At 74.6% G+C, this 13,160-nt stretch carries 13 protein-coding genes; 9 read left to right on the top strand and 4 right to left on the bottom strand.

Translation table 11 applies throughout. The features are described 5' to 3' along the window. Positions 1-89: 89 nt before the first annotated feature. Positions 90-1,097, bottom strand: a complete 1,008-nt coding sequence (locus tag JN535_RS04945) for a LacI family DNA-binding transcriptional regulator (RefSeq protein WP_205202789.1) — start codon at positions 1,095-1,097, stop codon at positions 90-92. 134 nt (positions 1,098-1,231) lie between these two features. Between JN535_RS04945 and uxaC the strand changes: the two genes are divergently transcribed. The 5 genes from uxaC to JN535_RS04920 all read left to right on the top strand — a co-directional run bounded on the left by uxaC (position 1,232) and on the right by JN535_RS04920 (position 6,742). Then, the gene (uxaC, locus tag JN535_RS04940; RefSeq protein ID WP_307868221.1) at positions 1,232-2,731 is read left to right on the top strand and encodes a glucuronate isomerase; all 1,500 of its coding nucleotides are present in this window, start codon (positions 1,232-1,234) and stop codon (positions 2,729-2,731) included. A 275-nt stretch (positions 2,732-3,006) separates the two neighbouring features. Further along, positions 3,007-3,177, top strand: coding sequence for a hypothetical protein (locus tag JN535_RS04935; RefSeq protein ID WP_205202788.1), 171 nt, complete (start codon positions 3,007-3,009; stop codon positions 3,175-3,177). Next, on the top strand, positions 3,177-3,527 hold the full coding sequence (locus JN535_RS04930; protein WP_205202787.1) for a YciI family protein: 351 nt from the start codon (positions 3,177-3,179) through the stop codon (positions 3,525-3,527). The genes JN535_RS04935 and JN535_RS04930 overlap by 1 nt, the downstream gene beginning before the upstream one ends. A 10-nt stretch (positions 3,528-3,537) precedes the next feature. Continuing rightward, a complete protein-coding gene (locus JN535_RS04925) occupies positions 3,538-4,869 on the top strand; it encodes an RNA polymerase sigma factor (RefSeq protein WP_205202786.1) in 1,332 nt (443 codons plus the stop codon). Between the two features lie 265 nt (positions 4,870-5,134). After that, the gene (locus JN535_RS04920; RefSeq protein ID WP_275892134.1) at positions 5,135-6,742 is read left to right on the top strand and encodes an endo-1,4-beta-xylanase; all 1,608 of its coding nucleotides are present in this window, start codon (positions 5,135-5,137) and stop codon (positions 6,740-6,742) included. Positions 6,743-6,810: 68 nt separating this feature from the next. Here JN535_RS04920 and JN535_RS04915 read toward each other — a convergent pair whose 3' ends face one another. Continuing rightward, the gene (locus JN535_RS04915) at positions 6,811-7,548 is read right to left on the bottom strand and encodes a FadR/GntR family transcriptional regulator (protein ID WP_205202785.1); all 738 of its coding nucleotides are present in this window, start codon (positions 7,546-7,548) and stop codon (positions 6,811-6,813) included. 174 nt (positions 7,549-7,722) lie between these two features. Here JN535_RS04915 and JN535_RS04910 point away from each other — a divergent pair, with 174 nt between their 5' ends. Genes JN535_RS04910 through JN535_RS04900 form a run of 3 tightly spaced genes read left to right on the top strand, consistent with a single transcriptional unit; the run spans position 7,723 to position 10,894 of the window. Then, complete coding sequence (locus JN535_RS04910; RefSeq protein ID WP_205202784.1) at positions 7,723-8,517, top strand: (Fe-S)-binding protein; 795 nt, start codon at positions 7,723-7,725, stop codon at positions 8,515-8,517. After that, positions 8,514-10,214 (top strand): LutB/LldF family L-lactate oxidation iron-sulfur protein, encoded by a 1,701-nt coding sequence (locus JN535_RS04905; protein ID WP_205202783.1) that lies wholly within the window; start codon positions 8,514-8,516, stop codon positions 10,212-10,214. Before JN535_RS04910 ends, JN535_RS04905 begins: the two co-directional genes overlap by 4 nt. Continuing rightward, positions 10,211-10,894, top strand: coding sequence for a LutC/YkgG family protein (locus JN535_RS04900; protein ID WP_307868219.1), 684 nt, complete (start codon positions 10,211-10,213; stop codon positions 10,892-10,894). Before JN535_RS04905 ends, JN535_RS04900 begins: the two co-directional genes overlap by 4 nt. Before the next feature lie 106 nt (positions 10,895-11,000). Here the strand turns inward: JN535_RS04900 and JN535_RS04895 are convergent, their stop codons facing one another. After that, complete coding sequence (locus JN535_RS04895) at positions 11,001-11,669, bottom strand: NUDIX hydrolase (RefSeq protein WP_307868218.1); 669 nt, start codon at positions 11,667-11,669, stop codon at positions 11,001-11,003. 73 nt (positions 11,670-11,742) lie between these two features. Between JN535_RS04895 and JN535_RS04890 the strand changes: the two genes are divergently transcribed. Then, the gene (locus JN535_RS04890) at positions 11,743-12,453 is read left to right on the top strand and encodes a uridine kinase family protein (RefSeq protein WP_307868217.1); all 711 of its coding nucleotides are present in this window, start codon (positions 11,743-11,745) and stop codon (positions 12,451-12,453) included. Between the two features lie 3 nt (positions 12,454-12,456). On the opposite strand, the gene JN535_RS04885 is transcribed toward JN535_RS04890, so the two are convergent. Then, positions 12,457-13,032 carry a hypothetical protein gene (locus JN535_RS04885; RefSeq protein ID WP_205202781.1) on the bottom strand — a complete coding sequence of 192 codons (576 nt, stop codon included), beginning with the start codon at positions 13,030-13,032 and terminating at the stop codon, positions 12,457-12,459. Positions 13,033-13,160: the final 128 nt, after the last annotated feature.

Here is a 13,160-nt window from a genome sequence, read left to right as displayed (position 1 = left end):
AGTTCCACTCCACCGCGGGAGGCCCTCTCGCGCTACCAACTCAGATCAGCGCGTCACACTCTCTCGACCAACGTGCCCGGTCAGTACAGCTAGCCGGTGGGGGCGAGGGTCGTGGAGTCGCGCACCATGAGCTCGACGGGGAGGACGTCGTCGGGCGAGGTCGCCCGATCGGGCGACCCGTCGCCTCCGCGGCGCGCGCCGAGCGCCGCGACGAGGCGGTCGACGGCGCGGGCGCCGAGTCGCGCGAGGTCGGTGCGGACCGTGGTGAGCGGAGGGGCGGCGAGGGTCGCGACGAACGTGTCGTCGAACCCGACGACGCTGAGGTCGCGCGGGACGTCGACTCCACGCTCGCGGAGACGCGCCACGAGCCCGAGGGCGACGAGGTCGTTGTAGGCGAGCACCGCCGTCGCGCCCGACGCGACGACCAGGTCGGCAGCGGCGCGGCCGCCCTCGACGCGGGGACGGAACGACCCCACGGTGACGGTCTCCACGTCCGGGTAGCGCTGACGGGCAGCGTCGAGCCCGGCGCGGCGGCGCGCGTCCGACCAGGACCGGTCGGGACCGCCGACGTAGGCGACCCGGCGGTGACCCAGCGCGCGCAGATGCTCGACGGCGAGGACGACGCCGTGCACGTCGTCCGAGGAGACGGAGGGGACGCCGTCGTGGCGGAGGTTGACGAGCACGACGGGGGCGTCACGCGCGGCCTCCAGGTCCGCCTCCGGCGCGCGCGGGGAGCACAGCACGAGCCCGTCCGTCTGGGACCGCAGCCCGGTCACGAGCTCGGTCTCGAGCGCCGGGTCCTCCCCCGCGTCGACGACGAACACGGCGTGGCCCGTCTGGCGCGCCCGCGCCTGCACGCCCTTGGTCACGGACGCGAAGTACGGGTTCTCCAGGTCGGGCACGACGAGGCCGAGGGCCCCGGTGCGGCCGGCGCGCAGACCGCTCGCGGCGCGGTTGGGTCGGTACCCGAGGCGGTTCGCGACCGCGACGACGCGGTCCCGCGTCTCGGGGGCGACGCGCTCGGGCTCGGCGAGGGCACGCGAGACCGTGGAGATCGACACCCCGCTCTCGCGGGCGACGTCACGGACGGTGACCACGGCAGCCTCCTCGGCGCTCGGAACCCGGAGGGACCCCGGACTGCGAACGATTGTAGCGGCACCGTCCGCCCGGGCCTTGCGGCTCGAATGGCGTACGATGCAAACGTTCGCAAAGACGCCCTCTGGAGGAACCCGTGACGAGCACGGCCCAGCTGGACCCGACCACCGCGACGGCGCCGTGGTCCCTGCACCCCGACCGCGCCCTGCCCGCCGACCCGGTGCTGCGCCCGATCGCGCGCGAGGTCTACGCCGCGACGCGCGACCTGCCGATCGTCTCGATGCACGGCCACGTCGACGTCGCGCTGTTCGCCGACGACACCCCGTTCGGCGACCCCGCCGCACTGTTCGTCACGCCCGACCACTACCTGGTGCGCATGCTCGTCGCGCAGAGCACGTCGCCCCACGGGTCGCCGGGCGTGCGCGGCATCCAGGACCTCGGGGTCGCGCCCGTGCCCGGCGCCCCCGCCGGCACCGCCTCCGCCGAGACCGACCCGCGCGAGATCTGGCGCCGGTTCTGCGCGGGCTGGCACCTGTTCCGCGGCACCCCGACGCGGTACTGGACCGAGCACGCGCTCGTCGAGGTCTTCGGCGCCCCGGTGAAGCCGTCGGCCGAGACCGCGGACGCGCTGTACGACCACCTGGTCGACCGTCTCGCGCGTCCCGAGTACCGTCCGCGCGCGCTGTTCGAGCGGTTCGGCCTCGAGCTCCTCGCGACGACCGACCCCGCGCAGTCCCCGCTCGCCGACCACGCGCGCCTCGCCGCGGACGGCTGGGGCGAGCGCGTCGTGCCGACGTTCCGCCCCGACCCGCTCCTGCACGTCGACCGCGCCGACTGGGCCGCGCAGGTGGCCGAGCTCGGCGCGGCCGCCGGGACCGACGTCGTCGACTACCGGTCCTACCTCGACGCGCTGCGCGCGCGCCGGGCCGCGTTCGTCGCGGCCGGCGCCCGCGCGACCGACCACGGCCACCTCACCGCCGACACCACACCGCTGGACGACGCCGACGCCGCCCGCATCCTCGACCGCGCACTGCGAGGGGAGGTCACGGCGGCCGAGGCGCGGGCGTTCTCGGCGCACATGCTCTTCCAGATGGCCGCGATGTCGGCCGAGGACGCGCTCGTCATGCAGCTCCACCCGGGCGTCCTGCGGGACCACTGCGCCGGCGTCGCGCAGGCCTACGGGCCCGACAAGGGCTATGACATCCCTGAGCGCACCGAGTACGTGCGCGCACTGCGCCCCGTCCTCGAGGCGTTCGGGCACCACCCGCGCTTCCGGATGATCGCGTTCACCGTCGACGAGGACACGTTCTCGCGCGAGCTCGCCCCGCTCGCCGGTGTCTACCCCGCCCTGCGGCTCGGCGCCCCGTGGTGGTTCCTCGACACGCCCGACGGCATGCGCCGCTTCCGCGAGGCCGCGACCGACACCGCCGGCTTCTACAACACGAGCGGGTTCGTCGACGACACGCGCGCGTTCTGCTCCATCCCGGCCCGCCACGACCTCGCGCGCCGGATCGACGCCGGCCACCTCGCCCGCCTCGTGGCCGAGCACCGGCTCGACCTCGACGAGGCCCTCGAGACCGCCGTCGACCTCGCCTATCACCTGCCGAAGGCGTCCTACCCCCCGCTGAGCGCATGAAGTAGTCGCCGCGAAGGCCCGATCTCACGACTCTCTCACGCACTCACGGGCCCACCCGAGTAACCGCCCCTGCCTGGTCCTCGCCAGGCACACGACGCCGCTATGGCACTTCGGCCTGTGCACGCGTCGTCCCGGCGGTCCCGCCGCGACGTGTCCTGACGCGGGCTCGCCGGAACTGCACCGGAGAACTCGTCGGCGCGACGTGTCGATCTCGCCACCTGGGCTTCGTCGTCCTGGTGAGCGGCCGCACGGGCCGCACCGACGGAGGAGGCACCATGACCTTTCTGGAGACGATCCTCGCGGCGAACCGGGAGCAGCCGCCGGACCTCGCGCGCTACCGTGACGAGCGACGCAGCGTCGGCGACGGGATCGACGCCGCGGACGTGGCGTTCTACGGGCCGACGGTGCTCCGCCGGCCCGCGACGACGAGGGCGGAGGACCTCTGATGCGCTACCTGATGCTCGTGCTGGGCACGCCGCACGACCCCGACCTGCGCCCCGAGGAGCTCGAGGCGGCGCCCCCGATCGAGGAGTGGGTCGGGCGCCACTACGGCAGCGGCGCCGCGGTGATCGGCGACCGGCTGCGGCCGGCGGAGGACGCCGTCGGTGTGCGGGTGCGCGGTGGCAAGGTCCTCGTCACCGACGGGCCGTTCTCCGAGACCAAGGAGACGATCGCCGGGTTCGACGTCCTCGAGGCGCCCGACCTGGACACCGCGATCGCCATCGCGTCCGAGCACCCCATGGCGTACGGCGGCGCGATCGAGCTGCACCCGGCGTGGCCGCTCGACGGGTCCTGACCCGTCCGTCGTGAGGGACCCGGGCACCGCCGTCGAGGACGCGTTCCGCAGCGAGTGGGGACGCGTCCTCGGCGCGGTCGCGCGCAGCACGGGCGACCTCGACCTCGCCGAGGAGTCCGCCCAGGAGGCGTTCGCGACCGCGCTGCGCACGTGGGGTCGCGACGGCGTCCCCGAGCGGCCCGGCGCCTGGCTCACGACGACGGCCCGCCGGCACGCGATCGACGTCCTGCGACGGCGCCGGGTCGAGGCGGAGCGGGTTGCCGCGTCGGGCCGCCTGGGCGAGCGCGTCGACCCCGGGCCCCGGGCCGGCGACCCCGCCGCGGACCCTGTGGTCGAGCAGGTCGCCGCCGGCCTCGACGACGGCGCGTGGGAGCTGGACGACCCCGACGGCGACCTCCTGCGGCTGCTCTTCACCTGCTGCCACCCGGCGCTGCCCGCCGAGGCCCGGGTCGCCCTGACCCTGCGGTCGCTGACCGGTATGACGACGGCCCAGGTAGCCCGGGCGTTCCTCGTCCCCGAGGCGACGATGGCGCAGCGCCTCGTCCGGGCCAAGCGCCGCATCCACGCGACCGGGATCACGTTCCGGGTGCCGCCCGCCTCGCTGCGGGCGGAGCGTGTCGACGGCGTCCTCGCCGTCCTGTACGTGCTCTTCACGGAGGGCTACGACGCCTGGGCCGAGCCCGCCGACGTGGTCGAGGGATCGGCCGAGCGGCGCGCGCTCGCGGACGTCGCCGTCCGGCTCGCGCGCCTCGCCGCGCGGTTGCTCGACGACGAGCCCGAGGCCCACGGGCTGCTCGCCCTGCTGCTGCTCCAGCACGCCCGCCGGGACGAGCGCGTCGGCCCGGACGGCTCGACGCGCACCCTCGCGGAGCAGGACCGCGCGCGCTGGCGGCACGACGAGATCGCCGAGGGGCTGGCCGAGCTCGAGGCGGCGCTCGCCGTCGGACGCCCCGGGCCGTACCAGGTGCAGGCCGCCGTCGCGGCGCTGCACGACGAGGCACCCGACGCCGACGCGACCGACTGGCCCCAGATCCTCGGCCTGTACGACGTGCTGCTCGACCTCACCGGCTCGCCGGTCGTCGCGCTGAACCGTGCGGTCGCGGTCGCCGAGGTGCACGGCGCGGACGCCGGGCTCGCCGCGGTCGATGCCGTCGCCGCCGAGCCCGCGCTCGCGGGGTACCACCTGCTGCCCGCGGTGCGCGCCGAGCTGCTCGTGCGCGCCGGACGACCCGCGGACGCCGCTGTCGACCTGCACCGCGCCCTCGCGACCGTCGACCGCGAGGGCGACCGCCGCCTCCTGGAGCGCCGCCTGGCCGGGCTCCCTCCCGCGAGATCGACCTAACCGTCGCGGGACCGGCCTACCGAGGCTCGATCTCGAGTGCTCAGGCCGATCTCGTGGTGCCTGGCGTCGGCCGCGCCATGCGCCGCCGCGGACCTGACGCTCCACCCTCACCCGCCCGGCCCTGTCACCGCTGTCGCGTTTGTCCACGATGTAAAACGTTATCGATAACGATTGCCACAGCCTCGCCGTGTGACTAGCGTCACTCGCGCACGTTGTTCGCGCTGGTGGGCCAACGGAGGCCCACCCGGGAGGAAGAGGATCGACGATGACCCGAGCACTACCCTTGCGCAGCACGAACGGCAGGAGGTCGGCCGCCCTGGGCGCCCTCCTCGCCGTGCTCATCACCACCGGCGTCGGCATGGGCTCCGCCCAGGCTGCCGGCTCCACGCTCGAGGCCGCGGCCGGCGAGTCCGGCCGCTACTTCGGCACCGCCCTCGCGGCCGGACGGCTGTCCGACCCGACGTACTCGACCATCGCGAACCGCGAGTTCGACATGATCACGGCCGAGAACGAGATGAAGATGGACGCGACGGAGCCGTCGCAGAACAGCTTCAACTACTCCCAGGGCGACCAGATCGTCAGCTGGGCGACGAGCCGCGGCAAGCAGGTCCGGGGGCACGCCCTCGCGTGGCACTCGCAGCAGCCGGGCTGGATGCAGAACATGTCGGGCTCCGCGCTCCGCCAGGCGATGCTCAACCACGTGACGCAGGTCGCGACGCACTACCGCGGCAAGATCTACGCGTGGGACGTCGTGAACGAGGCGTTCGCCGACGGGAGCTCCGGCGCGCGCCGTGACTCGAACCTGCAGCGCACCGGCAACGACTGGATCGAGGCGGCGTTCCGCGCGGCCCGCGCCGCCGACCCCGGCGCCAAGCTCTGCTACAACGACTACAACACCGACAACTGGAGCCACGCGAAGACGCAGGCCGTGTATGCCATGGTCCGCGACTTCAAGGCGCGAGGGGTGCCGATCGACTGCGTCGGCTTCCAGGCCCACTTCAACGCGGGCAACCCGGTGCCGAGCAACTACCACACCACGCTCCAGAACTTCGCCGACCTGGGTGTCGACGTGCAGATCACCGAGCTCGACATCGAGGGCTCCGGCTCCTCCCAGGCCGAGCAGTACCGCGGCGTCGTCCAGGCGTGCATGGCCGTGTCGCGCTGCACCGGCATCACCGTCTGGGGCGTGCGCGACACCGACTCGTGGCGCGCGTCCGGCACCCCGCTGCTGTTCGACGGCAACGGCAACAAGAAGGCCGCCTACACCGCCGTGCTCGACCAGCTCAACAGCGGCGGCGGGACCCCCGGTGGCCCCGGGGAGAACCCCGGCGGGGACGGTTCCTGCACGGTGACCGTGACGCGGGGTGACTCCTGGGGCGACCGCTTCAACACGACCTTCCAGGTGTCGGGCGCGTCCGACTGGACCGTGACCATCCGCACCGGCTCCGGCCAGAGCCTGCAGAACTCCTGGAACGCCGCCGTCTCCGGCACGAGCGGCACCCTCACCGCGACACCGAACGGCAACGGGAACGCGTTCGGCATCACGCTCTACTCGAACGGCAACACCACGCTCCCGACAGCCACGTGCTCGTCAGCGTCGGGAGGCGGCGGCGAGACCTGCACCGTGACCGTGACGCGGGGCGACTCCTGGGGCGACCGCTTCAACACCACCTTCCAGGTGTCGGGCGCGTCCGACTGGACCGTGACCATCCGCACCGGCTCCGGCCAGAGCCTGCAGAACTCCTGGAACGCCGCCGTCTCCGGCACCAGCGGCACCCTCACGGCGCGACCGAACGGGAACGGCGACGCCTTCGGCATCACGCTGTACTCGAACGGCAACACGACGCTCCCGACGGCCACCTGCTCGGCCTGAGCGGACCCGCCGGGGTGGCAGGAGCGTCCCTCCCGTCACCCCGGCGGTTCGCTCCACGTCGCGGTCGCTCAGAGCCCCGTCTCGGCGTAGAAGCCTTCGATGTGGGCGCGGACCTCGCGCGCGGCGCGATCGCCGTCGCCCGCGTCCACGGCGCCCAGGACGGCGCGATGCTCGGCCCGCAGCCGCGCCGCGGTCCGCTCCCAGGACGGCAGGGTCGCGCTCCCCTGGGCGACGTACGACTCGATCGCGCCGCGCAGCCCGGTCATCACCGCCTCGACGAGCGGGTTGCCCGCGAGCCGCACGAGCAGCACGTGGAACGACGCGTCGAGCTCGCGGAACGCCTCGGGCGCGAGCGCCGGGTCGTCCATGCGGTCGAGCAGAGCGCGCGCCGCGGTGAGCACCTCGGCGACCTCCCGCACGCCGGACCGAGGGCCGGCCTCGCCGCCGCCGCGCCCGGCAGCGACGCGGTCGCCCGCCGCGCGAGCGGCCCACGTCTCGAGGAGCACACGCGTCTCGACCACGTCGCGCACCGCGAGGGTCCCCGACGCGACGTGCAGCCGCACGGCAGCCCCGAGGCCCGCGGCCGGGCGGTCCACGACGGTCGCACCGGCGTCGGGCCCCGACCCGACGGCCGTGCGCACGATGCCCATGGCCTCGAGGACGCGGATCGCCTCCCGCACGGACGGCCGTGAGACGCCGAGCTCCTCCGCGAGCGCCCGCTCGGCGGGCAGGCGCTCGCCGAGCGCCCAGCGGCCCCCGGCGAGGTCCGCCTCGATGCGGGCGAGGACACGTTCGTGGGTGCGCACCCGCTCAGGGTAGGCGACTCCGGCACGCTGTGGTCTGACCACGGCGCCCCCGTGGTCTACAGTGGACGCCCTGTGGTCAGACCACATCCGCGGCGCCTCACCGCGGCGGTCTCGGCGAGCGGCGACGCCGCGGCCCGGCGAGACTGGACCCGACTCGCCTCCCCCGGAGCCCTGATGCGCATAGCCCTCACCGCGACCTGCATCGGCGACGTGATGTTCCCCCAGGCACCGCGCGCCACCGCCCTCCTCCTCGAGCGCCTCGGGCACGAGGTCTTCTTCCCCGAACGGCAGGCATGCTGCGGCCAGATGCACGTCAACACCGGGTACCTCGACGAGGCGGTCCCCGTGGTGCGCAACCACGTCGAGGCGTTCTCCCCCGTGCTCGACGGCGAGTGGGACGCGATCGTCGTCCCGTCCGGGTCGTGCACCGGGTCCGTGCGGCACCAGCAGGGCATGGTGTGCCGGCGGGCCGGTCTCGACGACCTCGCGCGCACCGCCGACGCGGTTGCCGCGAAGACGTACGAGCTGTCCGAGCTGCTGGTCGACGTGCTCGGCGTGACCGACGTCGGCGCCTACTTCCCGCACCGGGTCACCTACCACCCGACGTGCCACTCGCTGCGCATGCTCCACGTGGGCGACAAGCCGCTGCGCCTCCTGCGCGCGGTCGACGGCATCGACCTCGTCGAGCTGCCCGCGGCGGAGGCGTGCTGCGGGTTCGGCGGCACGTTCGCGCTGAAGAACGCGGAGACCTCGACCGCGATGCTCGCCGACAAGATGACGCACGTGAAGGCGACGGGCGCCGAGGTCCTCACCGCGGGCGACGCGTCGTGCCTCATGCACATCGGCGGCGGGCTCTCGCGCATCCGCGCGGGCGTCCGCACGCTGCACCTCGCGGAGATCCTCGCGTCCACCAAGGACGCGCCGGCCCCCGCCGGGGTCGGTCCGTCGACGCGCGGGGGTGCCCGGTGAGCCGCACGTTCCTCGGCCTGCCCGTCCGGCGCGGCGCGCGCACCCTGCCCGACGACGTCGCACGCCCGGGCGGGCACGGCACCTCGGCGGGTGCTGGCGCGGCGTCGGACACGTCCGGCGACGTGCCCCACCCCGACGCGCCGCTGCGCTGGGGCGGGTCGTTCCCCGACGCGGCGCGCGAGGCGCTCCAGAACACGCAGCTGCGGCGCAACCTCGCGCACGCGACGTCGACCATCCGGGCCAAGCGCGCCGCCGTCGTCGGCGAGGTGCCGGACTGGGAGGCCCTGCGCGACGCGGGCTCCGCGATCAAGACCGACGTCATGGCGCGCCTGCCCGAACTCCTGGAGGAGCTGGAGCGCAACGTCGTCGCGCGCGGCGGCGTCGTGCACTGGGCGCGCGACGCGGACGAGGCGAACCGGATCGTCGCGGAGCTCGTCAAGGCCAAGGGCGTCGACGAGGTCGTCAAGGTCAAGTCCATGGCGACGCAGGAGATCGGGCTCAACGAGGCGCTGGCCGCGGAGGGGATCGCGGCGTACGAGACGGACCTCGCGGAGCTCATCGTGCAGCTCGCCGACGACATGCCGTCGCACATCCTCGTGCCCGCGATCCACCGCAACCGCGCGGAGATCCGCGAGATCTTCCTCGCCCGCATGGGCGACGCCCCGCCGGACCTGTCGGACGTCCCGCGCGAGCTCGCGATGGCCGCGCGCGCACACCTGCGCCGCAAGTTCCTCTCGGCGAAGGTCGCGATCAGCGGCGCGAACTTCGGCGTCGCTGACACGGGGACGCTGACCGTCGTCGAGTCCGAGGGGAACGGGCGCATGTGCCTCACGCTCCCCGAGACGCTCATCACCGTCATGGGGATCGAGAAGGTCGTGCCGACGTACACCGACCTCGAGGTGTTCCTCCAGCTCCTGCCGCGGTCCTCCACGGGCGAGCGCATGAACCCGTACACGTCCCTGTGGACGGGCGTCACGCCCGGCGACGGCCCGCAGGAGTTCCACCTCGTGCTGCTCGACAACGGGCGGACCGACGTCCTCGCCGACGAGGTCGGGCGGGCCGCGCTGCACTGCATCCGCTGCTCCGCGTGCCTCAACGTGTGCCCGGTGTACGAGCGCGTGGGCGGCCACGCGTACGGGTCGGTGTACCCCGGCCCGATCGGCGCGATCCTCACGCCGCAGCTCACGAAGTCCTCCGGCGGGCTCTCCGGCCACCACGACCCCAACGCGTCGCTCCCCTACGCCTCGACGCTGTGCGGCGCGTGCTACGAGGTGTGCCCCGTGAAGATCGACATCCCGTCGATCCTCGTCGAGCTCCGGGCGCGCGAGGTCGACGCCGACCGCGGCCGGCCCACGGGCTGGGGCGCCGCCATGAAGGCCGCCTCGTTCGTGATGTCCGACGCGCGGCGGTTCGGCCTCGCGGGGAAGGCGGCCGGGGTCGGGCGCCTGGTCGCCGGTCCGAAGGGCCGGATCTCGACCCTCCCGCCACCCGCGTCCGCGTGGACCCGCTCGCGCGACCTCCCGGCCCCCGCGAAACAGACCTTCCGCGACTGGTGGAGCGACCGCCCCACCCCCACTGAGCCGTCCGCCGGCCCCGGGGTCGCCGCACCCCCCGGTGCCGAACCCGGGGATACGGGCGGGTTCGGCGCCTCCACGGACCACAACCCCGGGTTCGGCGACGGGGGTGAGGGCCGGTGAGCGCGCGCGACGAGATCCTCGGCCGCGTCCGCGCCGCGCTCGGCGGGTCGACGATGGGCGACGCGGCGACGTCGGGCACCGTCCCGCGCGCGTATCGCGAGCACGGCGACCTCGCGCCGGGGTCGCCGGAGGCCGTGGACGTCCTCGTCGACCGGCTCGTCGACTACCGCGCGCACGTGCACGTGGCCGCCACCGCGGTCGAGGTGGCCACGATCGTCGGCGACCTGCTCGCGGAGGCGGCCTCCGTCGTCGTGCCGCCAGGGCTCGACGCCGCGTGGCTGGGCGCGCTCGGCGCCGGGACCGCCGTCGTGCCCGACGCGCGCGACGACCCCCGCACGCCCGACCAGCTCGACCAGGTGGACGCCGTCGTCACCGCGGCTCGCGTCGCGATCGCCGACACCGGGACGATCGTGCTCGACGGAGAGCCCGACCAGGGCCGCCGCGCGATCACGCTCGTCCCCGACCTGCACGTGTGCGTCGTGCGCACCGACCAGGTCGTGGAGACGGTCCCCGAGGCCGTGCGGCTGCTCGCCGCGCACCCGGAGCGGCCGCAGACGTGGATCAGCGGGCCGAGCGCGACGAGCGACATCGAGCTCTCGCGCGTCGAGGGCGTCCACGGCCCGCGCACGCTCCACGTGGTCCTCGCCCCACCGAGGGAGAACCCGGGTCCGCCGAGGTAGAACGGTGGTCCGCCCAGGTAGAACCCTGGTCCGCCGAGGTAGAACCCCGGTCAGGACCGACGTTCTACCTCGGCGACCCAACGTTCTACCTCGCTTGACCACGGTTCTACGTCGCGGAGAGTCCTGCCCGACGGCGGTGGCGCACCTCGGCGAGGACGGTCGCCAGGCGAACCGGGAAGTCCTCCGGCGTGCCGGCCGGCAGCGCGTCGACCGGGAACCACGCGACGTCCTCGCTCTCGTCGCTGACGGCCGTCCGCGCGTCGGGGTCGGCGAACGCGACGAACCCGACGTCCCAGTGCGTGCGGCACGTCCCGAAGGCGGCGACGAGGTCGTGGCGGTGCACGTCGACAGGTGCGGCAAGGGCGCGGGCGTGGTGCCCGACGCCCGCGTTGCCGGACGGCTCGGGGTCCGGGTCGAACGGGACGAGGTCGTCGAGGCCGCTCTCCTCGCGCGCCTCGCGGTACGCGGCGCCCGCGAGGGTCGTGTCGCCGGGCTCGGTGTGGCCGCCCACCTGGACCCAGAACTGGCCCTTGCGGTGGAAGCAGAGCAGCACGCGGTCGAGCCCCGGGCTGAGCACGAAGCAGCTCGCCGTGAGGTGCTGCGGTCCGCCGTCGCGCCGCACGGCGTCGGCACGCGCGCCGGACCCACCGTCGCCGCGGAGGAACGCGCGGTACTCCGCCGCGAGCGCCGCCTGCCCCTCGTCGACCGGCTCCCACCGGTCGAGGCGGGCGAGGGCGTCACGGGCGAGCAGGGCGGCGGGATCGAGAGCGTTCACCGGGGAAGGCTATGCGCAGCTCCCCACGCCCAGCCTTCCGAGCCCGCGCCGGACGCTGCGACAATGATGTCCCGTGAGCGATCCTCAGCACGACGGCGGTCCGGGCGACGCCGTGACCCGGACCGACCCGGTGACCGCCGAACCCTTCGGGGGCCCGGCGTTGTTCGACCTCCCGCCCGGGTCCCGTGAGGTCCCGACGCGGATCGTGCTGCTCACCGGGGCGTCCGGCTCGGGCAAGACGTCGCTCACGCGGCGCCTCGGGCTCCCGGTCGTCGCGCTCGACGACTTCTACCTCGACCACGACCACCCCGACCTGCCGCAGCGGTTCGGCATCGTGGACTGGGACGACCCGCGCTCGTGGGACGCCACGGGCGCCGTCGCGGCGCTCGTCGACCTCGCGCGCACCGGGCACGCGGACGTGCCGGTCTACGACATCCCGACGTCGCGCCGCACGGGCACGACGCACCTCGACGTCACCGGCTCGCGGGTCGTGCTGGCCGAGGGGATCTTCGCGGCGGAGATCGTCGCGGCGTGCCGCGCGCAGGACGTCCTGGCCGACGCGATCTGCCTGCGCCGGCCGCGGCTCATGACGTTCTGGTTCCGTCTGTTGCGCGACCTCGCGGAGATGCGCAAGCCGCCGCTCACGCTGTTCCGGCGCGGGTGGGCGCTCCTGCGCGCCGAGCCTGGGCTCGTGCGCCGCTGGGAGTCGCTCGGCTGCCGCGCGCTGACGCCGGCACAGGCGGAGAAGGAGATCCGCGCCCTGCTCCTGCGGCCGTCGGCGTAGCCGTCAGGCCCGCGGGTCGGCGATCTCGACCGTCGCGACGGACGGCCCGCCGCAGCCGGCCCCGAAGTCGCCCGTCGTCGGCAGGAACTCCGGATCCACCTCCTGCTCGACGACGACGTCACCCGACGCGACCTCCACGACGCGCACGACGATCGGGCCGACCGGGCCGTTCAGCGCGGAGCCCGTCCACTCTCCGCGCGACGGCTCGGCCGGCGTGTCCTCCACCGTCGGCTCGGGCGACGTCTCGGGAGCTTCGGGCTCGTCCGGATCGTCCGGTCGGTTCGGCTGGGACGGGTGGACGGGTACCGTCTCCGCGGCGATCGGCTCCGGGGCGACCCGGATCGTCCCGTCGCGCACGAGCCCGCACGACGCGGCGGCTCCGACGCAGCTCACCGCGACGCCGTACGCGTCCCGGTCCGGCCAGGAGTCGTCGAGCCGGACCTCGAGGCGCGGCACGTAGCCGATCGCGGGGCACGCGGTGACCATGTCTCCCGGGCCGCCGCACGCGGTCAGCACGGCGACGAACAGGGCTGCGGCGAGTCCGTGCCCACGCCGCCGTCCCCGTCGGTCGCTCGTCATCGCCGCCCTCCGCCCTCGGCCCGTCCGCCGCCTCTCGTCCAGCACCTGTCGTCAGCAGCCGGATCCTTGCACGGCAGTGGGAGCCCGTCCGGGTGCGGCGAGCACGGGAGCGGCCCCGGCGCCGGAGA

Source organism: Cellulosimicrobium cellulans (assembly GCF_016921195.1).
GTDB lineage: Bacteria > Actinomycetota > Actinomycetes > Actinomycetales > Cellulomonadaceae > Cellulosimicrobium > Cellulosimicrobium cellulans_F.
This window is presented reverse-complemented; position numbering and strand designations above follow the sequence as displayed.